Origin of the sequence: Flavobacterium buctense (assembly GCF_014486695.1) — a bacterium.
Classification (GTDB): domain Bacteria; phylum Bacteroidota; class Bacteroidia; order Flavobacteriales; family Flavobacteriaceae; genus Flavobacterium; species Flavobacterium buctense.
In genome coordinates, this window is record NZ_JACTAB010000003.1 from 22,808 (window position 1) to 45,211 (window position 22,404).

The window sequence follows — 22,404 nt, forward strand, 5'->3', positions numbered from 1 at the left end:
GATTCCAATTATTTAAATTTAGACACACCGTCTTTGAGCCAGGACAAATAGTCATTGATATTTGGTGTATAACTAATCGGTTTGTTTAAGTTTTGCTCTTCTAAATCGATTAAAACGTAAAGTGGTTGCGTGTTGGTTTTGTATTTCGTAATCATAAAGTCTGTCCATTTATCACCAACCGTTACAATTTCTGAACCGGTAGATTTTGAGATAAATTGTTCGCTTTTAGGCAAATCAATGTTTTCATCCACATACAAGGAAATCAAAACCACTTCATTTTTTAAAATACTCAAAACCTTTTCGTCAGACCATACATTAATTTCCATTTTACGACAATTAACGCAAGCATGACCCGTGAAATCAATCATAACTGGTTTGTTTACCTCTTTGGCGTAAGCCAAACCTTTGTCATAGTCCGTGAAAGCGACTATGTCGTGTTCGCCTAATTTGGCGCCATCCGGCAAAGCATCTTTTGTAGTCGAACTGTTTCCAAAAAAACCTCTAGGGCTTTCACTGTATGTTTGTGGCGGTGGGAATGCACTAATTAATTTTAAAGGTGCACCAAAAAGCCCCGGAATCATATAAACGGTAAAAGCTAATACCAATAATCCTAAAGATAATCTTCCGACAGAAATATGGGACAACGGACTGTCATGTGGTGTGGTGATTTTGCCCAATAAATAAAGCGCCCAAACGCCAAAGACCGAAATCCAAATGGCTAAGAATACTTCTCTTTCTAATAAATGCAATTGCAATACTAAATCGGCATTGGATAAAAATTTAAACGCTAAAGCCAATTCTAAAAACCCTAAGGACACTTTAACAGTATTCAACCAACCGCCTGATTTTGGCAATGAATTTAACCAACTCGGGAACATCGCAAACAACATAAAGGGCAATGCCAATGCAGAAGAAAAACCTAGCATACCAACAATGGGCGCAATGCCACCTTTAGAAGCCGATTCTACTAACAGCGTTCCAACAATTGGTCCGGTACACGAAAAGGAAACAATAGCTAAGGCTAAAGCCATAAATAAAATACCTATAATACCACCTCTGTCGGCTTGTCTATCTACTTTATTCGCCCAAGAATTCGGTAACATGATTTCAAAAGCACCTAAGAATGACGCAGCAAAAACAAGTAATAACAAGAAGAAAAACAAGTTAAACCAAGGATTGGTAGACAAAGCATTCAAAGCATCAGCACCAAAAATAGCCGTTATCGCTAATCCTAAAACCACATAAATCGCAATAATGGAAAGCCCATATAAAATAGCGTTGCGTTTGCCTTGACCGGGATTTTTACTTTGTTTGGTAAAAAAGCTCACCGTCATTGGAATCATCGGGAAAACACAAGGTGTTAACAAAGCCGCAAAGCCACCAAGAAAAGCCAAAAAGAAAATCGTTAACAAACCTCTATCTTCTTCTTTCTTTGGGGTTACATCTTTCGACACAGCGGTTGGTTTGACTTCTTCTTTTACCGTTTTTACGGTATCCGTTTTTGTGGTGTCAACTGAGACAACCACTTCAGGATTGGCTGTGGAAATCTTTGGTAATGGAAAAGTAAAAGCATAATCCTGATTGATACAAACTTCTTTACAAACTTGGTAATCAATCGTGGCTTTTATGGTGGTTAGTTTCGGATTAATAATCTTAACTTTTTGGGTAAATGTTACCTTTTTTTCGAAGTAATATTCATCGACTTCAAAAATATCGTTGTATTGTTTTTTATACGGACTTTCTTTGACTTTACCTATCAATTCAAAATTGCCTTTGGTGTCTTTGAATTTAAATTCGGCTGCCAACGGTCCATTTTCCGGAGTAAATTGAGAATAGACATGCCAATTGTCTTCGATTTTTCCTTCCATCACCAAATTAAATTCGGTGTCGTTGATTTTCTCCACTTTGGTCGTCCATTTTACTGGATTAGTCATTTGGGCATTAGCATTGGCGAAAGCCAAAAAACTCAAAAGAAAAAATAGTGCTTTCTTCATTACTCAGTGTAGTTTATTTTTAAAATTTTAGTCGTTGTTTCGGTAACTTTAAACCGTTCATCTTGCCTTTTCCCTACTATCCAAACAATTTTATCATCGGAACAGAGTAACCAAATATTGGCTTTATCCAGCAAAGAGAACTTTTCATCTTTGAAATACTTGCTCAATTTCTTTGTTCCGGTCATGCCAAAAGGTTGAAAAATATCACCTTCTTGCCAACGTCGAAGCGTTAACGGAAATTGCAGCTTGTCTTCATCGACAAAGATAGTATTAGTTGATTGAACCGAAATGTCACTTACGTTACAAATAGAAAGTTTTAAGGGAATTTTAACTTCGGTTTGTTCTTTTTGCACCCAAAACACTTCATCTCCGGTTACATTCTGCTTTGGAAACAACAACAAAGAGTCTCTGTTTTTCAAGAGAATATGCGTGTTTGACAAGACTTGCTTCCCGGATTGAGCGTTGATTAAATCATAAACCGATGTCCAATCGGCAAAGCCAAAAGGTTGCAACCAATTGAACAAATAGGCTTTGTAATTTCGGTATTTTAGCAACTTTGGTAAGTCGATAACCGTGTGATTTTCTTCTTCACTGACTACTTTTTGGTACAAATTATTAGTCGCATCTTGTGCCAAGGATTGGGTTTGTTTCAAATGGTTAATTGTATTTTCAAAAGACGATAGTAAACTCGGATTCAGTTCTTTTAGTATCGGAATCACATCGTGGCGCAATTTGTTACGCAAATATTTATCTGAAGAGTTGCTGCTGTCTTCGCACCAAGTGATTTGATTTTCTTTGGCAAAAGCTTCAATGTCATAGCGTGAAAATGCTAATAAAGGTCGGACAATCTTATCATTTTGCTTAGGAATTCCGGTCAGACCTTCAATTCCTGAACCACGAGTAAAATTGATTAAAAACGTTTCCAAACTGTCATCAAGATGATGTGCGGTTAGAATATAATCGAAATTATGATTGGCCAAAAGCGTATAAAACCACTCATAGCGAAGGTTTCTCGCGACCACTTGAATGGAAAGTTTATTTTGTTCAGCAAAAGCTTTAGTATCAAATCGCTGAATGAATATTGGAACTTGTAATTTTTCAGTTTGAGATTTAACGAAGGTTTCATCTTCATCGCTTTCGCTTCCACGCAATTGAAAATTACAATGCGCTACGGCAAAATCGAGTTTTAGTTGGTAACATAAGTTTATCAAAACCATACTGTCAATGCCGCCGCTAACTGCCAACAGAAGCTTCTTCCCATTTAAAAAAGGAAGGTTATTGTCAATATGATTTCGGAATTTTATCAGCATGTTCAAAAGTAATAATTATTTCTATTTTAACACTTCAAACATTGCTTTAGCTTTCAGCAGACATTCTTCATACTCTAGCTCAGGAACCGCTTGCGAAGTAATAGCGCTGCCTACAGAAAAAGACAAATACTCATTTTCAGCATTGTATAAAATACTTCGGATAACGACATTGAAATCGAAGTCATTTGTTGGTGTAAAATAACCTACAGCACCGCTGTACAAACCGCGTTTGGTTTCTTCGAGTTCTTCAATGATTTTCATGGCGGAAATCTTTGGTGCGCCGGTCATGCTGCCCATAGGGAAAGTCGTTCGGAGAATTTCTATGGGTGAAGTCACATTATCAACGGTTGAAATGACGGTTGAAATCATTTGATGGACTTGCTCAAAAGAATAAATGCCGCATAATTCTTCCACTTCAACTGAACCTTTGGTGGCAGTGTGTGATAAATCGTTTCGGACTAAATCGACAATCATGATGTTTTCCGAACGTTCTTTTGGGTTTTGGGCCAAATCGGTTTTTGCTTTTAGGTCTAAAATTTCGTCTGTATAACGTTTGGCCGTTCCTTTTATCGGTTGGGAAATGACTTTGTTATCTTCTTTTCTCAAATAACGTTCCGGCGAGGCGCAAAGTAAATATTGGTGGTTGTTTTTAAAGTAGGCGGCAAATGGCGGATGCGAGATATTGTTTAGCTTTTGATAAATATCTAACGAATCAATCTTAGCGTTTTCGGCATAAAATTCCATGCAAAAATTGGCCTCGTAAATATCGCCACGGTGAATGTGGGAAAGCATTTCGGTGACTTTGGCGATGTAGCTTTCTTTGGAGATGCGTTGTTCTATTTTGGGTTGTCGGTTGTCGGTTGTCGGTTGTCGGTAAGTCAGGATTTCTTCGAAATCAAAGTCAATTTCATCATCACACATTCGCAAATAATGAATGCTTACTTCATCGCCTTTTAGCAAAAATAATTTCTTGGGTTGGAAGAAAAACAAATCCGGAAAATCTAAACCGTCAAAATTCTTAGACTGCAAGGCTTCCGTGTCGTTTTTTAAGTCATAAGCCAAATAACCGAACAGCCAATCTTTAGTTTGCTGTTGGTACTGTTTTAAATCTTCAAAAGCGTTGTGATGGTCAGTTTTTATGGAAGTAAAAGCATCAACAGCTAAGACACAATCATAGCTTGAATACTTTTGCTGATAGTCATTGGAATCCAAAAAAACTACTTCTCGAAACTGTTGTGACCAAGCCAATAATTGGCTTTTAAAGGTTACTGTCTGCTTAATTTTTTGGGTAATAATAGTTCTCAAGGAAACTGTTTTTAATGGCATTCAAAATTACGATAAAAATAATTCTCGGAACGAACGAACAATGGCGAAAATTTGGCACGCTTTTTAGTAGGACTAAAAATAACATTTAACCAGTAATTCATTTAAAGCTATTGATAGAAAACTACTCCGACCTGCTCAAAAAATAATACGTATTGGAATTGTAACTATTACTAACTTTTTAAAATGAATGAAACATGAAACACTTATCAAAACTGAGTTTGGCATTACTACTATTAGGAATTGCCTTTGCATGCAAACAAGCGGAAGCGGAAGATAATGCCGCTACAGAAATGAATGTTGCCGCCGACAGCACTGCGGTAACTACTACTTCCTCAAACGCTGCGGTAGAAAAAAAAGAATCTAACCGAAAGTTTGTTCGAACAGCCGATTTAAAATTCAAAGTCAAAAACGTCGCTAAATCGACTTATGCTATTGAAAACATCGTTAGCAAACACGGTGGATTTGTAACCTTTACCGATTTAAAAAGCACGGTCAACGAACACGACGAAACTCAGGTAAGTCAGGACAGCATTTTGGAAACGACCAAATTCACTGTAGACAACACAATTACGCTTCGCGTTCCGAATACACAATTGGACACCGTATTAACTTCCTTAGCCAAAGAAGTGGATTTCCTCGACAGTCGATTGATCAAAGCGGATGATGTGGCTTTGCAATTGTTGTCGAATAAATTAGCGCAAAAACGGTTGACCAAAAGCCAACAACGCCTAGAAAAAGGCATTGATACCAAAGGCAAAAAGATAAACGACATCACCAACGCCGAAGACAAAGTACTCGACCGCGAAACTGAAAGCGATGAGCAAATCATTAAGAATTTATCGTTAGAAGACCAAGTGAACTTTAGTACCGTGACTTTGTATTTGTACCAAAGAGAAACCGTGAAAAAGGAGTTGGTTTACAATGAAAAAAACAGCAATGCATATCGACCGCATATTAGCTTGCAAATTTGGGACAGTTTAAAAACCGGCTGGTTTATGTTGGAAGGCATTCTTGCTTTTGTGACGCAACTTTGGGCGTTGATTTTAATTGGAGGTTTAGGTTATCTCGGATACAAGCGATTTATCAAGAAATAACCCTTAGATAATTGACCCTTAAATAAATACCATTAGTTTCGGCTTTTGGTATTTTTTTGTTTAACTTTGATAGACCAACCATAAAACTTCAACAATTATGAAAATCGCAACCCTTGTTATTCGAGTTCTTATTGGATTATTTTTACTGTTTGCCTCAATCAGTTTCTTCTTAAAATTAGCACCTGAACCTGTTACAACCGGAGATTTTAAAGCCTTTAATACCGGTTTAGTAGCTTCTACTTATTTGATTCCGTTAGCCAAAGCTGTTGAGTTGTTATGTGGCCTATCCTATGTAATTGGAAGGTATGTAACCTTAGCCAACATTGTTATTTTACCGGTAACCTTGAATATTTTATTGATCAATTATTTTATGTCGCCCGAAACCTTACCTATAGCGGCCTTACTCTTCCTAGGCAATTTGTTTATGATTTGGCGCTATTGGAACAATTATAAAACAGTCTTTACTCCATAAAAAAACGTCCCGATAATCGGGACGTTTTTGTTATCTTATCTTATATTTGTTTTTTACTTAACATAACCAACTCAAAAAACATGTCATTATCCAATCTGTTCCGAAAAAAATCGACCTCAGCTATTTTAAAAGAAGGTGGTGATGGAGAACATTCCGGCTTAAATAAAGTACTTACAGTAAAAGATTTAACGTTCTTCGGAATAGCAGCCATTATTGGTGGCGGTACTTTTAGTGCCATTGGAAATGCTTGTTTCTCCGGCGGACCGGGTGTGGTTTTCTTGTATATTATTTGTGCGGTGGCTTGTGGTTTTACTGCCATGTGTTATGCCGAATTTGCCTCAAGAGTTCCGGTTTCCGGTAGTGCTTATACTTATGCTTATGTTTCTTTTGGGGAATTATTTGCCTGGATTATCGGTTGGGCATTGCTCATGGAATATTCCATCGGAAACATTTATATAGCGTTTTCTTGGAGTGGTTATTTTACCAATTTACTGGAAACCTTTCACTTACACATCCCCGAATGGCTAACCATCAACTACAAATCGGCACAAGATGCTTTTGTTTCTAATAAAGTTGGGGAAGGATTAACCGCTTGGAATAGTGCACCAACCTTGGGTGGCCTAAAAATTATCTTTGACTTACCGGCGGTTATGATTAATGTCTTGATTACTTATTTGGTTTACAAAGGCACGAAAGAGTCTAAAAACATTAGTAATTTCATGGTCTATATTAAATTGGCTATTATCATTTTAGTCATTATTGTAGGGGCAATGTATGTCGACATTGACAATTGGACGCCGTTTATGCCTAATGGTTTTGGTGGTGTTATGGCCGGAGTTTCGGCTGTGTTCTTTGCTTATATTGGTTTTGATGCTGTATCGACTTTAGCGGAAGAAAGCAAAAACCCGCAACGCGATTTGCCTCGTGGGATGATTTATTCGTTGGTAATTTGTACCGTAATCTATATCGTTTTGGCCTTAGTATTAACGGGAATGGTGAAATATGACTTACTTGGCGTAAGCGATCCGTTAGCAGAAATATTTGCACTGAAAGGCGTAAAATGGATGTTGTTCATCGTTTCGATTGCGGCTGTAGTGGCTATGACCAGTGTAATGCTGGTATTCCAAATGGGACAACCTCGTATTTGGATGACGATGAGTCGTGACGGATTAATGCCAAAGAAATTCGCCGAAATCCACCCAAAACACAAAACGCCGGGATTCGCCACAATAGTAACCGGATTGGTAGTTGGTATTCCGATATTTTTCACCGATGAAAACTTTGTACTCGACTTTACGAGTATAGGAACACTGTTTGCTTTCGTTTTGGTTTGTGGAGGTGTATTGATGTTGTCTCCTCAAAGCGAAGCCGAACTTGCCGAACGCGCTACGAAAGGTAAATTCCGTATTCCTTACATCAATTCAAAATATATTTTCCCGTTGATTTGTTTGGGAGCTTTTGGAGCGGTACAATACTTTTTACCGACTTTCTTCCCGAATACTTTCAGTTATTCTGATAACTTTTTTGCAGAGAATGCACCTATGGTTGTCTTTATAATACTTTGTATTGTAATGGCAATACTAGCTTATCTTAAAAACTTATCATTGATTCCATTACTCGGACTGATATCCTGTTGTTATTTACTAACCGGCATGGCCGTTTCTAACTGGCAATGGTTTGGCATTTGGTTGGTTATTGGTTTATTCTTCTATTTTATTTACGGTTACAAAAACAGTAAGCTCAACAAAAATTAAGACTCTTTGCTTGATTAATATAAAGAGCTAATAAAACCCCTGTTTTTTTTTTAAAAGACCACCTACATTATTTGTGGGTGATACTTTGTTTACATAACATGAACTGCAGTGGTTGCATTTTTAAATTCAATGCTGCTGTATATTCATTAGTATGTATTAATAAACACAAAACTAACTCTTAAAAAATAAAACCAAATTTTATTTAAGTAATTAAAAATCAATTATATTTGTTTGTCAAAACCAACCAATTTCATGAAAAAAACATTACTATTTTTAGTTCTTACTCTTATTTTAAGCAGTATTCCATCATTTGGACAAAACACTACCATTTTAACTTGTGACATGCCATTTACAGATCCGGGAGGTTCTAATAGTAATTACTTCAATAATGCTTCGCAACTTTATGAAGTTTGTCCAACAAGTTCAGATCAATACATAACGGTAACATTTACCAGTTTTGCTTTAGAAAATAATTTTGATTTTCTAAAAGTTTATCTCAACGGGGTTTTATTGCAAACCTATTCAGGTACAGCCATTCCGGCCAACATATCAACTACACAACCGGGACAATGTTTACTTTTTGAATTTACTTCAGACACTTCAGTAAATGCTGCGGGATGGAATGCTACTATTACTTGTAGTACAACCATTCCTTCTACAACCGTTTGTTTCCCACCAACCAGCATAGCTGTAACCGGGGTTGGAAGCAATCCAAATGGAGGAACTAACGCCACCATCACTATGAATGGTGTCGGCACAGCTACACAATGGGAATATATTGCTCAACTGGCCTCAGTAGCCGCGCCTACAGCCAACTCAGTTGGTACACCAACTACAACAAATCCGTTTACTGTTTCAGGATTAGCCGCTAATAATATTTATCGTTTTTATGTCAGAACCAATTGTGGTAACGGACTTTACAGTAATTGGATAGCTTCAAGTACATTAACCATCGGAACACCTGGAACCAATTGTGCTATTCCAACTTCGATTATAGCCACTGGAGATTTCAATGTTGCAACCAATAGCGGTATGGTAACCGCAACTGTTACCGGTTCCAATCAAAATATACAATATATAGTGTTGCCTCAAGGCACAAGTCCTAATAGTAATACAGTTGGAACTCCTACAACTTCGAGCACCATTACTATTTCTAATTTAGCATCCGGTCAATATGTTGTTTATGTTCGTAATGATTGTGGAAACGGATTGCTGAGTTCTTGGACTGCTTCCAATACAGTAACACTTTCAGCACCAATTGCGCCACCTACTTGTGGTGGGTTATTTTTTGACAATGGCGGACCAACATCAAACTACAATAATAATTCAGACACCACCACTACTATTTGCCCATCAAATCTGGGTGATGTTGTTTCCGTTTCCTTTTTGAACTTTAATACCGAAGTCAATTGGGATGCTTTGTATGTATTCAATGGGAATACAATAACAGCACCTTTGTTTGCCAGTTCTAATGGTGCTGCCAATGTGCCAGGCGGATTAGCAGGCGGTTATTGGGGAACTGCAATCCCGGGTCCATTTACTTCTAGCGCTCCTGACGGTTGTTTAACCTTCCGATTCAGAAGTGACAATTCAGTCAACCGAGCCGGGTGGGAAGCCAATGTAATTTGTCAACCCGCTCCAGTTTGTCCGGCAGTTTACAATATAAGTGCTTCTAATATAGGTTTTACTAACGCCACAGTGAATTGGGTAAATAACAGCAGCGCGACACAATGGGAAATAATCACACAATTGGCTACTGATCCTGCGCCTACGGCCACTAGTATAGGTACTTTTACAACCAATAATCCATTTGTAATTACAAATCTAAATCCGGCAACCACTTACAGAACTTATATTCGAAGTGTTTGTAATGCTAATGAAAGTAGCCTATGGAGTAACGTTACTTTTACAACTTCAAGTTGTGGCAATCAACTGCAATTAGCGCTTTCTCAAAACACAAGTCAGACATCGGTTACTTTGACGATATTTAATACAATAACTTCAGATAATGTTATTGAACTATTAGTTCAGCCTTCTGGTGTTCCGGCACCAACAGGTACATCAGCCGGTATGGTTGTGGTTAGTAACAGTACTACAATTACAGGTTTAACTTGTGGCACTGCTTATACCGTTTATACGAGAGTTTCTTGCAATAATGGTACTACGGTAGGTTCGTGGAATTCTTCATTAACATTTACTACAGCACAATGTACTTTATCAAACGGTCAGGCTAATAACATGACGCAGTGTAATCCAAATGCTTTAAATTGCTTTAACTTAACTGACAATGATGCACCAATCTTAGCCGGACTAAATCCTGCTGAATACACCGTTGCCTATTATTTAACAGTAGACGATGCAAATAATCAAACAAATCCATTAGCGTCACCTTATTGCTTTAATCTGGGCACCATAAGCATTATTGCCCGATTAACTAATATCGCCAATCAACAATCACAACATTTTATTTTCACCATTACCGCTCAAAACACCAATCCGTTAGTAACTTTAACACCAATGAGTGCTTGTGATGACAACAGCGATGGCGAGGTAGTATTTAATCTAACAAATCAAGTAACCACTACCAATACATTAGCCTATTATACTTCAGCAACAGATGCAACTGCTCAAACTAATCCTATCGTAAACCCAAGTGCTTACACCGTTGGTATTGCTACTGTCACTTTAACCGTTTTCATCAGAGAAACCATGGCTGAAGGTTGTGACAATTTATACCGAATAATGCTGAATATCAACAGCAATTGCAGTGTGTCTAGTACTTGTATCAATGCCTATTCATTATGTGGTGCTTTAGGAACTCCTTTCAATAATACCCATCAAAATATTCAAGCGGAATCCGGAAATAATTACGGATGTTTGAACTCAACTCCTAATCCAAGTTGGTTTTACCTTCCGGTGAGTAGCAATGGTACTCTGAATTTAACCGTACAACAAAATACAGCTATTGATTTTTCGGGACAAAACTTAGATGTAGATTATATAGTTTATGGACCATTTACAGATCCGGTAAGTCCGTGTACTACACCGTTTACAGCCAATCAAATTGTAAGCTGTAGTTTTTCAGGAAGCTCAACCGAATATCCTGTTATTGCTAATGCAGTAGCCGGTCAGTATTATTTGATCATGACCACAAACTATAGCAATCAACCCGGATTTATTAAAATTTCGTTGAATGCCACTTCACAAGGAGCCATAGATTGTAGTGGAATAAGATTAAATGCGTTTATTGATGCTAACAATAACGGTACACAAGAAGCCAACGAAAGCAACTTTCCTTTAGGTAATTTTACATACACTATAAATAATGGGACTGTACACAATATTACTTCTCCGAATGGAACTTATACTATTTATGACAATAATGCTAACAATACATACGATTTAAATTATTCCATAAATGCTTCTTATGCCGGAATGTATTCCTTAACCAACAGTTCTTACTCAAATGTTCATGTTATCACCGGAGCAGGATTAACTACTTATAATTTTCCTATAACCATAGTGCAGACTTATAATGATGTGGCTGTTTATATCATCCCATTAAGCGCTCCTAGAGCCGGAACTACATACAAGAATAAAATTGTTTACACTAATTTAGGAAATCAAACTATTACTACTGGCATTATTCAATATACTGCAGATGCTGCAACCACCATTAGTACTATATCACAATCCGGCACTGTTCAAACAGCAACAGGTTTCCAATATACCTATGCCAATTTGATGCCATTTGAAACGAGAAGCATGATAGTTACCTTAAGTGTACCGCCTATTCCTGCAGTAGCCTTAAACCAATTACTAACAAATACCGCTTCTATTACTCCGGATACTAATGAAACGGTATTAAACAACAACTATGCAACATCAACTCAAGGTGTAATTGCAGCCTATGACCCTAATGATAAAACAGAATCTCATGGGGAACGAATTTTATACTCATCATTTTCCGCCAATGATTATTTATACTATACCATTCGTTTTGAAAATTTAGGAAATGCCAGTGCTATTGATGTTACCATTACCGATGAATTAAACAATCAAATTGATGAAAGCTCAGTTGAAATGATTAGTGCCAGTCACAATTACATTTTAGACCGAATGGGTGCCAATTTAACATGGAGATTCAACAATATTCAATTACCGGTTTCAATAGCCGGTTCAGAAATCGGAAAAGGTTTTGTTACCTTCAGAGTTCGTTTAAGACCCGGATTTGCTATAGGTGACGTAATTCCAAATACCGCAGCAATATATTTTGACACCAATCCACCGGTTATCACCAATACCTTCAACACCGAGTTTGTAACTGCATTAAATAATACTTCATTCGAAACCAATGCATTTACAGTATTCCCTAACCCGGCTAATCATACAACACAAATTACCGTGTCCGATGCAACCGACGGGATTACTAATGTTATCTTGTTTGATCTGTTAGGCAAAATGATTAAATCGAATAAGGTCAACGGCGAAACTCTCACAACCATAGATGTTTCAAATCTGCCAAAAGGAGTTTATCTTCTAAGCATTGAAACTGTGAATAAAACAAAAGCTTATAAAAAATTAATCATTGAATAAGTAAAGAAACTCTACTATAAAAAGGCGTGAAAATACTTCACGCCTTTTTATTTGCATTCCTGTCAATACCTTTCAAAAAAAAGGATTAAATTCAATTACCAATAATTTAAATTTCCTTTAAATTGACTACTTTTATATACAATACAAATTATTAAAAACTCATGCATAAAAAACTATCCTTTTTATTCCTTGCACTGTCTTTAAAAACTATAAACGCTCAGGATAAAACAGCCCAAGAACCCCCAAAATGGGATGTTGCCAAACCCGGAGACAGTTTCAAATACAAAACACAAAACTTCACCACATCCGAAGGAACTTGGATGAATCTCGATGTGAGTCCGGATGGAACAACCATTGTATTCGATATGTTAGGCGATATTTATTCCATGCCTACTACCGGTGGAAAAGCCAAAGTGTTGCGCTCCGGAATTCCTTTTGAAATCCAACCGCGCTTTAGTCCGGATGGTAAGAAAATTGCCTTTACCAGCGATGCCGGTGGTGGCGATAACCTTTGGGTGATGAATGCCGATGGTACCAATGCCAAGCAAGTATCTAAAGAAGACTTTCGTTTAATGAGCAATCCTGCTTGGATGCCAAACGGGAATTATTTGGTAGGGAGAAAAAACTTCACTTCACAACGTTCGGCCGGTGCGGGAGAAATGTGGCAATACCATATCAGTGGCGGAAGCGGTGTACAATTGACCAAAAGAAAAAACGACCAACAAGACGTAAACGAACCTACTATTTCAAGAGACGGAAAATATATGTACTTCAGTGAAGATATGTATCCCGGTGGTTTTTTCCAATACAACAAAGACCCGCATAACGAAATTTATGTCATCAAACGATACGAATTCGAAACCGGAAAACTCGAAACCATTACCGGAGGACCAGGTGGTGCCGCTCGTCCGCAAATTTCACCTGACGGAAAAAAATTAGCTTTTATCAAAAGAATTGGGACAAGTACTGTTTTGTATTTACACGATATAGAAACCGGTGAAGAATGGCCGGTTTTTGACAAGCTCGACAAAGACCAGCAAACGGCTTGGGCACTTTTTGGTGTGTATCCGAATTTTAATTGGATGCCGAATAATGAAGACATAGTGATTTGGTTTGGTGGAAAAATTAATAAAATTAATACCAAAACTTTATCGACTACTGCTATCCCATTTACTTCCGATGTGGCGATTGACGTGGCTGACCGAGTGCATTTTAACACACCCATTTCTGACAATGACTTTACCGTAAAAATGATACGCGATGCGGTGACTTCTCCGGATGGAAAAACATTAGCTTTTAGAGCTTTAGGCTACCTTTGGACTAAAAGTTTGCCCAACGGAACGCCAAAAAGATTGACCAACGGCTCCGACTTTGAAGCCGAACCCACCTTTACCGCCGACAGCAAAACCATCTTCTATGTAACTTGGAATGATACCGAGTTGGGAAGCATTAGAAAAGTAGGTTTAGACGGAAAAAATTCTGTGAAATTAACTACTGAAAAAGGCATCTTTAGATCGCCTTCCCTATCGCCCGACGGAAAAACTATAGTGTACCTAAAAGAAGAAGGTAACCTCGATCAGGGCATGGCTTTTGCAAAAAAACCAGGAATCTATACTATGAGTGCCAATGGCGGAAAAAGCAAATTCATTACTGAAAATGGACAATATCCTTTGTTTACCAAAGACGGCAATCGGATTTTCTACCAAACCGGTGGTGTGTTTTTCGGCAATTTAACCAAAGAACTTAAAAGTGTGGATTTGAACGGTCAAGACGAAAGAACCCATATCAAATCAAAGTACGCCAACCGTTTGGTACCGAGTCCCGACAACCAATGGATTGCCTTTATGCATTTGCACAAAGCCTATGTTGCGCCTTTAAATAGGAACGGACAGGAAAGTGATTTAGACAACAAATCGACTGCCGTTCCGGTTTCGGAATTGACTAAAGATGCCGGGATCAATTTGCATTGGGCTACCAACAGTCAAAAAGTAATGTGGACTTTAGGCGATACTTATTATGAAAACGAACTGAAAGACCGTTTTACTTTCTTACCAGGTTCACCTGAGAAAGTAGAGAAACCAACGGATAGCGGAATCAAAATCGGATTGACTTCTAAAGTCGATAAACCTAATGGTAAAATTGCTTTAACCAACGCTCGCATCATCACTATGGATGGCGATAAAGTGATTGAAAAAGGAACCGTTATCATCAACCAAAATCGTATTGAAGCTGTGGGTAATTCAAGTGAAGTAACCGTTCCTGCCGATGCTCGAGTGTATGACTTAACCGGAAAAACGTTAATGCCTGGTATGGTCGATGCACACGCACATGTAGGCGCTTTCCGTTACGGATTGACGACTCAACAAAACTGGCAATTTTATGCCAATTTGGCTTTTGGCGTAACCACTTCGCATGATCCGTCTTCCAATACCGAATCCATATTTACCCTTTCAGAAATGGTAAAAAGCGGTGCCTTGGTTGGACCAAGAATATACTCAACCGGGTTTATCCTTTATGGTGCCGACGGGGATTTTAAAGCGATTGTTAATAGTCTTGACGATGCGCGTTCGTCTATAAAACGCACCAAAGCTTTCGGAGCCTTATCTGTAAAGAGTTATAACCAACCGCGTCGTGACCAACGCCAACAAGTGTTACAAGCCGCTCGCGAAGAAGCAATTAATGTGGTGCCCGAAGGCGGTTCTAATTTCTTTCACAACATGACGATGGTGATTGACGGTCATACAGGAGTGGAACACAACATACCGGTAACACCGGTTTACAAAGATGTTTTGGAACTTTGGGGAAAAAGTGGTGTAGGCTATACTCCTACGCTGATTGTAAACTATGGTGGTTTGAATGCTGAGTATTATTGGTACCAAAAAACCAATGTGTATGAAAACAAAAAACTATTACAATTCACCCCAAGAAGTATTATCGATTCTCGTTCGCGTTTCCGTACGATGGCACCGGAAGAAGAATATGAAAACGACCACATTCTAACGTCAAAAACAGCCAAAAAGCTAGCCGATAGCGGTGTCAAAGTAAATATGGGCGCTCACGGACAATTGCAAGGTTTAGGTGCTCATTGGGAATTATGGAGCATCAACCAAGGCGGAATGAGTAACCTCGAAACCTTGAAAACCGCGACCATCAATGCGGCCAACTATATCGGAGCCGGAAAAGACATTGGCTCAATTGAAATCGGTAAACTAGCCGATATTTTAGTGTTGGATAAAAATCCTCTAGACGATATTCAAAACTCAACTACACTCCGTTATACGATTGCCAACGGCAGAATGTACAATTCAGAAACAATGAACGAAGAAGGAAACGAGCCTAAAACTCGCCAAAAGTTTTATTGGGAAACCAATAAATACAACGCTGCATTCCCATGGCACGAAGAAACAGAAAGTTTTATGGAACACCACTGCTGTGACGCCATTCATAATTAAGAGGATTGTTTAAATACCATTGTCAAAAAAAATACTCCGAGGAAACTCGGAGTTTTTTATACTGTTTTTACTTATATTTGTGAAAAGGTTTTTAAAAATAACCCAACAAAGATTAATCTAAATAATTTCGATTAAAACTAAAATTCATAAAAAATTTAAGCTATGAGAATTTTTATACCCGTTATTATGATTTTTCTATTTGGCGTTTATGTTCTTTACCTCGCACTTGTAAAAAAAGATTTAAAAAAAAATTTGAAAACGATAGTATATCCCGGAGTATTCTTTATCGTTGTTTGGATAGGTTGTTATTTTTTATTTTTAAGATAAATTGCAAAAAAACTAACTATTTCAAAATCGCCTCAAAACTCGGTTTAAAATAATTCGGGCCTTTCATCACTTTGCCATCTTCGCGATAAATTGGTTTGCCGTCTTCTCCTAGTTTACTCATATTACTTCTCTGAATTTCGTCAAATACTTCTTCAATTTTATGTTGCAAGCCATGTTCTAAAATGGTTCCACATAAAATGTAAAGCATATCACCTAAAGCATCGGCAATTTCTACCAAATCGTCATTCTGAACTGCTTCGAGGTATTCTTCGTTTTCTTCTTTCATTAAATTGAAGCGCAACAGGTTTTTCTGTTCACCTAAATGGCCTTTCATTTCGTAGCTTACACCCAATCCAAAGGCGGTGTGAAATTCTTTTACGGAGTTGATTTGTTTTTGCATTTTTAACTAAATTAATTGATACTGCAAGTTATCACTTTACAATACATTTGAGTATTTTTGTTGAAAATTTGAAACAAATGTTCACAACTGGTCAATGGATTTTCGCCGCGCTGTTTTTTATTGCTTTCGTAATTGCTGCTTATTACGCTTATGGCAAAGACAAAGCGTTGCACAATAAAGAATACAAAGGAAGTTACAAAATCCTACTTGCGTTTATCCTTTTTATCGCCATGTTATTTGTGATAAAAGTATTTATGAAGCACTAAATTATTTCCCTTTAAAAAGATTCACACTCACTGTCGCGATGTCCGAATTAGGAAAACGGGTAAAAACGGTGTCATCCGAAAACAAACCTGCCTCCGCTGCTATTTTGTGTAAAACATCAATCTCTACAATATATTGATCCGAAAAACCGTGTGTTGCATCATAAGCTGTTGCAGCTGTTTTGCCAATATTATTAGCCGTTAATTCCGGGGAAATGGTATGCAATTCTATGATGAGTAAACCAAATTTATTCACAAACGGCGACCATTTTAATAAGTGTTCCAATAAATTATCTTCTACCTCACTGTTAAAAATTCTTTTTCCTCTATAGGCAAAAGCGCCGGTTGATGTGCTGATACGATTAGTAGTTTTGGCAATAGGTTCTGTCCAAATGCGGTTGTGATCGAGAAAAGTCCTAACGTTGAGCAATTCTTTTAAATCAATATTATAATCCTCATTTAAAGTATCCGCTAATAATTGTGGTCTTCCTATGTCACCCCAAATTACTTTGGCCCATATATCCGCTTTAATCAAATTGGCACGAGTGACTTTCAACGCAGCTTCATTATAATCTACACCAACCAAAAACAGCGGATGTTCATCGAGCATTTTACCGCGTTGGGTTTGTCGTTCTATCACATCAAAAATATGCTCTAAAAAAGCGCCGTTACCACAACCCATATCGAGAATTCCTTTAGGTTGCTCGGCAATCGGACGGTTGAATAATTCGATGATGATTTCGTCTACAATTTTAAAATATTCTGCATGAGCTCCACCACTTCCCCAAACATTCATTTCCCTATCAACGTGCAGTTCAGTTTCGTGTTCGCCCACATTGCGAAGAATCGAAGCGTTGCCAAATAACAACTCGTCCATTTTACGCAACGTTGGAATGTAAGAAACCGTCACCCCATAAGCCGCTGCTCTTTTGGCATAAAACAAACCGGTTTCCGTGAATTGATAGTTATCGCCTTTTTTGGTAAACCAATCCAAATGAGTCAAAAAATCTAAAATCTCTTTAAAACATTCGGGTTTTTGGTGAAATTCTTCCGGCCGGAAAGAAGTTTCCATAAAATATTTGTGAAACATACCGGTCATTCCCAACATTACAATCGTCGGACCAACTAAATTGCCTTCAATATGATATAACACTTGTTCTTGAATTGAACGGGTTTTTTCGTTGTCTGAAAGTTGTATACCAAAATTAGCTTTGTATTTTTGAAACAAATGGTTGAGCATTTCAAATGGTTCGAATTCAAATTTACGCGGATGAAAATGCTCTGAAAATTGCAGCAGTTCAAAAACACCTTCATACTTCGGCACCAATGAAAATGCCAATTTGCTTTTGTCGTTTATGCTAAAAGTGATTTCAGTAGTATGATTGTCACTATTTTGAACCAACCAACCTTGTGAAGCCAACACTCGAAGTGCTACATTCAGATAACCATCATTGGCTTTAAATCTCACTACCAATTCGTCTAAGGTTACTTTTTGCTTTTCCAAAATATAATCCAAAACCCCTTTCTTGTATAGTGAATAAGCTACCGGAACAGTTGTTATGCCGTCTAAATGTCTGAATAATACCCCTCGAAGTTCGCTTTTGGTTTTCATAAATGATACTTTGAATACTAACAAATATACTCAATTGGTAAACATCAAAAGTTAAATGTTTTATCTTAACTTTGTGTTACCTAAAAATCGACTGATGAGAATTCTAAAATATATATTCCTACTAATATTACTAGCTTTTATAGGCGTTACCGTTTACATTGCTACTCAAAAAGGGGATTTTTCCGTCTCTAAAAGCATGGTCATTCACAGTCCGAAAAGCATCGTCTTTGATTATGTCAACGATTATAAAAATTGGGAAACCTTTGGTTCATGGATGACTAAAAACCATGGCATTGCCTTTACTTATCCTGCCAAAACTATGGGCGCAGGTGCCTATTTCTCTTGGCAAAAAGACAATGATGAAGGTTTCATTAAAACTTTTTATGTCAAAGAAAATGACAGTTTGGTTCAAAAAGGAAATTTCAACGGTACAACGGCTACCCTAAATTTTAAATTCAAAGACACTGTCGGAGGCACTAAAATAACCATTTATAGTACCGGCAAAATGAATTTATTTACCAAAATCAATACCTTTTTAAGTGGCGGAATGACTAATCTATTAACTGATGCTTTTGAAAAAAGCTTAAGAAATCTGGATAAAACTTTAGATTACGAAATGAAGACTTACTCCATTAAAGTTAATGGTATAGTCCAAAGAAATTCCGGATATTGTTTGAAACAAACCGTTACCTGCAAAATAAAAAGCCTTTCTAAAAACATCAAAATAATGATGCCCAGAATGGTTCATTTCTTTAAGAAGAACCAATTGGCTATGGCCGGAAAACCATTTGTACAATACGAGCTTTATGATGTGGCAAATGGTATAGTGACTTTTTCGGTATGTGTTCCAACGACTAAACAAATATTTGTGACTTCAGGAAGTGATGTGACTTCCGGTGAAATTATTCCGTTCACTTGTTTGAAAACGACTTTGACCGGAGATTATTCGCATACGCAAGAAGCTTGGGCAAAAGCCAGAAAACATATTACTGATAACGGTTTTAAAGAAAATTTTGCCGGAAAATATACGGAGGTTTACATCAAAACCATAGACGACATCAAACAACCGTCAAAATGGATAACCGAAATTCATATTCCGGTATTTCCTAAAGCTCCGGTTGCTACTCCGAACCCGGTTTTGCCAACAGTTCCTACAACTGATCCTGCTGAAACAACTACTATTCCAAGTCAAACACCATAATTTTTTTTTGGCTATATTAAACCTTTTCGCTAATCTTTATTCCAACACTTAAATTGTCGCTTTGCAAGAAGAAAAGGATTTTATTAGGGAATTATTAGATCCGACGACGCAAAACATGGCGTTTCAAAAACTCTTGCGGGATTACCAAAGACCATTATATAGTCATATTCGCAATATCGTTTTAAACCACGATGATGCCGACGATGTGTTGCAAAATACGTTTGTGAAAGTCTTTCAACACCTAAAAAGTTTCAAAGGCGATAGTAAATTATTTTCTTGGATGTACCGAATTGCCACGAACGAAGCCATCACATTTATCAATCAAAAAGCCAAACGAAACGGCACAACCAGTGAAGCCATGCAAACCAAAATAGTAGAAAATTTAAAAGCTGACGACTATTTTGACGGAAATGAAATTCAAATCAAGCTTCAAAAAGCCATCATTTTGTTGCCCGAAAAACAACAGTTGGTTTTTAAAATGAAATATTTTGAAGAATTAAAATACGAAGAAATATCGGAGATTTTAGGAACCTCTGTTGGTGCCTTAAAAGCTTCTTACCATCATGCAGTGAAAAAAATTGAAGATTTTATAACTAAGAATTAAACCTTATAGCCTTAAATTTGTCAAACGATTATGAAACCATTTAAACTAGATAACGAACCAAAGATTACCCAAGGATTTACAATGCCTGAAGGCTACTTCGATTCGTTTACCGACAAAGTTTTAACCCAACTTAATAAAGAAGAACCAAAAGTAATTTCGATATTCAGCCGAAGAAAAACTTGGTATTATGCTGCGGCAGCCGTAGTTGTAATGTTGTTATCTGTTCCGATTTATACTAATTATGCAACGTCATCGGAAGAAGTTGATGCGGTTGCTTTAGAAGATTACATCAACAATCACACTACGATATCTGATGATGAAATTGCCGATTTATTAGACAAAGAAGATTTGGAAAAAATGAAATTAGAATTGAATCTGGAAGATGAAGCTGTGGAAGATATTCTATTAAACAACACTGATTTAGAACAATACATTATAGACTAAAGATATGAAAATCAAACCAATACTCCTCGTAATCGTTATGCTTTTTTCAATAAACTCCTTTGCCCAAGGCGGTCGCTTATTGAAGGAAAAGAAAGAGCAAATCAAGGCAATGAAAGTAGCTTATATTACCAATGAATTGTCTTTAACTTCAGATGAAGCCGCTAAATTTTGGCCTTTATACAACGCGTTTGAAGAAAAACAACACGAAATCAGAAAACAAAAACTAAAAGGGTATATGGACCGAATTGACGAAGAATCATTCGATAATTTATCCGAAAAAGAAGCCGCTACTATTTTGGCCCAAATGGAAAGCACCGAAGAGGAATTGCACCAAGCCAGAAAAAAGTTTGTGGCGAGTTTAAAAGGGGTAATTTCATCGGTCAAAATTTTGAAACTCAAAAAAGCCGAAGAAGGGTTCAATCGAAAACTATTGCAACAATACCGTGATAAAAGACCTAAAAGATAAAAGGAAAAGAGAGCCAATTGGCTCTCTTATTTTTTAAACTCTATTTTGACAATCTTATCCTTTCCTGCTGCAAAAGCAGTGTCTTCGTCTAAAAATCTTATCGTGTATAAAGTGGAGTCAGTTAAAAATTGTTTCCAAGTATGACCGCCATCCGCAGAATAATGCAAACCGGTTGCTCCTACTGAAACTATCCCTTTCCCTTTTGATTTTGGTACAAACTGCACACAAGAAGCATACCCAAATCCGGTATTTTCGCCTATCAAATTCCATGTTTTTCCACCGTCTTTTGTGATGGCTTTGTTTTGAAAATTTTGGGTTGGCTTTTCATAATTACCACCGGCAATAAATCCGATGTTTTCATCGTAGAAATCGGCGGTAAAGATTCCCGTCATAGTTTCACCTTGTACTATAGGTGTTTCCTGCACTTGCCATGTCTTGCCTTTATCTGAAGAATAAAAAACTCTTGCTTTTTTTCCACCGGAAACTATCCAAACCTTGTTGCCTTTTAAAACTATATTTGTGTTACTGGCCGCAAAAGCAGCTTCGCCTTCCACAGTATTAGGCAAACTTTCACAAGGTACTTTATGCCATGAGCTTCCTCCATCTCGAGTGATAATGATAGAAAGACAATTAGCGGTTGGATCACCAATAGCGATACCTTCTTTGGTATTCCAAAATTGCATGCTGTCATAAAAAACTTTATCGTGATCTTCTCGGTAAACTAAAGATTTATTCAGTAAGTCCTTTGAAAATTTATGCAATCTGGCCGGATTGCCAATAGACAACGCAAAAATATCTTTACCGTTTGTGGCCAAACTTCTGTATTCATAGACCAAAGTATCCCTAACAATTTCCGCATTAATAAGACTCTCGTCTTTAGGATATAGCACGTAGCCTACTCTACTTTTATCTCCGGAGAAATAGATTTTCCCTTCTGCTACTGAAATCGCTCTAATACTAATTTTATCTTTCAAAATAGTATCAATAGTAACTGATTGAAAAGTCTGAGCATTTACATTGGCTACAAAAAAAAGAAAAAAAACATACCTGATAAAAAATAACTTTCTCATTAAAAACGCTGGGATTTAA

At 37.3% G+C, this 22,404-nt stretch carries 16 protein-coding genes; 10 read left to right on the forward strand and 6 right to left on the reverse strand.

The window, feature by feature from the left end; translation table 11 throughout:
- Window positions 1-8: 8 nt before the first annotated feature.
- Genes ICG50_RS05955 through ICG50_RS05965 form a run of 3 tightly spaced genes read right to left on the reverse strand, consistent with a single transcriptional unit; the run spans window position 9 to window position 4,609 of the window.
- Complete coding sequence (locus tag ICG50_RS05955; protein ID WP_187659998.1) at window positions 9-1,994, reverse strand: protein-disulfide reductase DsbD family protein; 1,986 nt, start codon at window positions 1,992-1,994, stop codon at window positions 9-11.
- Window positions 1,994-3,304: a tRNA lysidine(34) synthetase TilS gene (gene tilS, locus ICG50_RS05960; protein WP_187659999.1), complete on the reverse strand. Its 1,311-nt coding sequence runs from the start codon at window positions 3,302-3,304 to the stop codon at window positions 1,994-1,996. Before tilS ends, ICG50_RS05955 begins: the two co-directional genes overlap by 1 nt.
- A gap of 21 nt (window positions 3,305-3,325) precedes the next feature.
- Window positions 3,326-4,609 carry an anthranilate synthase component I family protein gene (locus tag ICG50_RS05965; protein WP_246448725.1) on the reverse strand — a complete coding sequence of 428 codons (1,284 nt, stop codon included), beginning with the start codon at window positions 4,607-4,609 and terminating at the stop codon, window positions 3,326-3,328.
- A gap of 215 nt (window positions 4,610-4,824) precedes the next feature.
- Between ICG50_RS05965 and ICG50_RS05970 the strand changes: the two genes are divergently transcribed.
- The 5 genes from ICG50_RS05970 (at window position 4,825) to ICG50_RS05990 (ending at window position 15,998) form a co-directional block, all read left to right on the forward strand.
- On the forward strand, window positions 4,825-5,724 hold the full coding sequence (locus ICG50_RS05970; protein WP_187660001.1) for a DUF4349 domain-containing protein: 900 nt from the start codon (window positions 4,825-4,827) through the stop codon (window positions 5,722-5,724).
- Between the two features lie 97 nt (window positions 5,725-5,821).
- Window positions 5,822-6,196 carry a DoxX family protein gene (locus ICG50_RS05975; RefSeq protein ID WP_187660002.1) on the forward strand — a complete coding sequence of 125 codons (375 nt, stop codon included), beginning with the start codon at window positions 5,822-5,824 and terminating at the stop codon, window positions 6,194-6,196.
- A gap of 80 nt (window positions 6,197-6,276) precedes the next feature.
- The gene (locus ICG50_RS05980; protein ID WP_187660003.1) at window positions 6,277-7,950 is read left to right on the forward strand and encodes an amino acid permease; all 1,674 of its coding nucleotides are present in this window, start codon (window positions 6,277-6,279) and stop codon (window positions 7,948-7,950) included.
- A gap of 252 nt (window positions 7,951-8,202) precedes the next feature.
- Window positions 8,203-12,546: a DUF7619 domain-containing protein gene (locus tag ICG50_RS05985; RefSeq protein WP_187660004.1), complete on the forward strand. Its 4,344-nt coding sequence runs from the start codon at window positions 8,203-8,205 to the stop codon at window positions 12,544-12,546.
- 161 nt (window positions 12,547-12,707) lie between these two features.
- Complete coding sequence (locus ICG50_RS05990) at window positions 12,708-15,998, forward strand: amidohydrolase family protein (RefSeq protein ID WP_187660005.1); 3,291 nt, start codon at window positions 12,708-12,710, stop codon at window positions 15,996-15,998.
- A 343-nt stretch (window positions 15,999-16,341) separates the two neighbouring features.
- On the opposite strand, the gene ICG50_RS05995 is transcribed toward ICG50_RS05990, so the two are convergent.
- Window positions 16,342-16,725, reverse strand: a complete 384-nt coding sequence (locus tag ICG50_RS05995) for a pyrophosphohydrolase domain-containing protein (RefSeq protein ID WP_187660006.1) — start codon at window positions 16,723-16,725, stop codon at window positions 16,342-16,344.
- Between the two features lie 77 nt (window positions 16,726-16,802).
- Between ICG50_RS05995 and ICG50_RS06000 the strand changes: the two genes are divergently transcribed.
- Window positions 16,803-16,991, forward strand: a complete 189-nt coding sequence (locus tag ICG50_RS06000) for a hypothetical protein (RefSeq protein WP_187660007.1) — start codon at window positions 16,803-16,805, stop codon at window positions 16,989-16,991.
- 1 nt (window position 16,992) lies between these two features.
- Here ICG50_RS06000 and ICG50_RS06005 read toward each other — a convergent pair whose 3' ends face one another.
- Window positions 16,993-18,600 carry a class I SAM-dependent methyltransferase gene (locus ICG50_RS06005; RefSeq protein ID WP_187660008.1) on the reverse strand — a complete coding sequence of 536 codons (1,608 nt, stop codon included), beginning with the start codon at window positions 18,598-18,600 and terminating at the stop codon, window positions 16,993-16,995.
- Between the two features lie 94 nt (window positions 18,601-18,694).
- Here ICG50_RS06005 and ICG50_RS06010 point away from each other — a divergent pair, with 94 nt between their 5' ends.
- From ICG50_RS06010 to ICG50_RS06025, 4 genes are all read left to right on the forward strand, one after another.
- Window positions 18,695-19,801: a transcriptional regulator gene (locus ICG50_RS06010; protein WP_187660009.1), complete on the forward strand. Its 1,107-nt coding sequence runs from the start codon at window positions 18,695-18,697 to the stop codon at window positions 19,799-19,801.
- A 61-nt stretch (window positions 19,802-19,862) separates the two neighbouring features.
- Window positions 19,863-20,405: an RNA polymerase sigma factor gene (locus ICG50_RS06015; protein ID WP_187660010.1), complete on the forward strand. Its 543-nt coding sequence runs from the start codon at window positions 19,863-19,865 to the stop codon at window positions 20,403-20,405.
- Window positions 20,406-20,435: 30 nt separating this feature from the next.
- Entirely contained in the window at window positions 20,436-20,849 is a 414-nt protein-coding gene (locus ICG50_RS06020) for a hypothetical protein (protein ID WP_187660011.1), read from the forward strand.
- A gap of 4 nt (window positions 20,850-20,853) precedes the next feature.
- The gene (locus ICG50_RS06025) at window positions 20,854-21,315 is read left to right on the forward strand and encodes a sensor of ECF-type sigma factor (RefSeq protein ID WP_187660012.1); all 462 of its coding nucleotides are present in this window, start codon (window positions 20,854-20,856) and stop codon (window positions 21,313-21,315) included.
- Window positions 21,316-21,341: 26 nt separating this feature from the next.
- Here the strand turns inward: ICG50_RS06025 and ICG50_RS06030 are convergent, their stop codons facing one another.
- Window positions 21,342-22,385 carry a sialidase family protein gene (locus ICG50_RS06030; RefSeq protein ID WP_246448726.1) on the reverse strand — a complete coding sequence of 348 codons (1,044 nt, stop codon included), beginning with the start codon at window positions 22,383-22,385 and terminating at the stop codon, window positions 21,342-21,344.
- Window positions 22,386-22,404: the final 19 nt, after the last annotated feature.

Coding starts and splice junctions, on each gene's coding strand:
- ICG50_RS06025 (WP_187660012.1), top strand. CDS start 20,854: ATGAAAATCAAACCAATACTCCTCGTAATCGTTATGCTTTTTTCAATA.
- ICG50_RS06020 (WP_187660011.1), top strand. CDS start 20,436: ATGAAACCATTTAAACTAGATAACGAACCAAAGATTACCCAAGGATTT.
- ICG50_RS05985 (WP_187660004.1), top strand. CDS start 8,203: ATGAAAAAAACATTACTATTTTTAGTTCTTACTCTTATTTTAAGCAGT.
- tilS (WP_187659999.1), bottom strand. CDS start 3,304: ATGCTGATAAAATTCCGAAATCATATTGACAATAACCTTCCTTTTTTA.
- ICG50_RS05990 (WP_187660005.1), top strand. CDS start 12,708: ATGCATAAAAAACTATCCTTTTTATTCCTTGCACTGTCTTTAAAAACT.
- ICG50_RS05955 (WP_187659998.1), bottom strand. CDS start 1,994: ATGAAGAAAGCACTATTTTTTCTTTTGAGTTTTTTGGCTTTCGCCAAT.
- ICG50_RS06000 (WP_187660007.1), top strand. CDS start 16,803: ATGTTCACAACTGGTCAATGGATTTTCGCCGCGCTGTTTTTTATTGCT.
- ICG50_RS06030 (WP_246448726.1), bottom strand. CDS start 22,385: ATGAGAAAGTTATTTTTTATCAGGTATGTTTTTTTTCTTTTTTTTGTA.
- ICG50_RS05970 (WP_187660001.1), top strand. CDS start 4,825: ATGAAACACTTATCAAAACTGAGTTTGGCATTACTACTATTAGGAATT.
- ICG50_RS05995 (WP_187660006.1), bottom strand. CDS start 16,725: ATGCAAAAACAAATCAACTCCGTAAAAGAATTTCACACCGCCTTTGGA.
- ICG50_RS05975 (WP_187660002.1), top strand. CDS start 5,822: ATGAAAATCGCAACCCTTGTTATTCGAGTTCTTATTGGATTATTTTTA.
- ICG50_RS06005 (WP_187660008.1), bottom strand. CDS start 18,600: ATGAAAACCAAAAGCGAACTTCGAGGGGTATTATTCAGACATTTAGAC.
- ICG50_RS06010 (WP_187660009.1), top strand. CDS start 18,695: ATGAGAATTCTAAAATATATATTCCTACTAATATTACTAGCTTTTATA.
- ICG50_RS05980 (WP_187660003.1), top strand. CDS start 6,277: ATGTCATTATCCAATCTGTTCCGAAAAAAATCGACCTCAGCTATTTTA.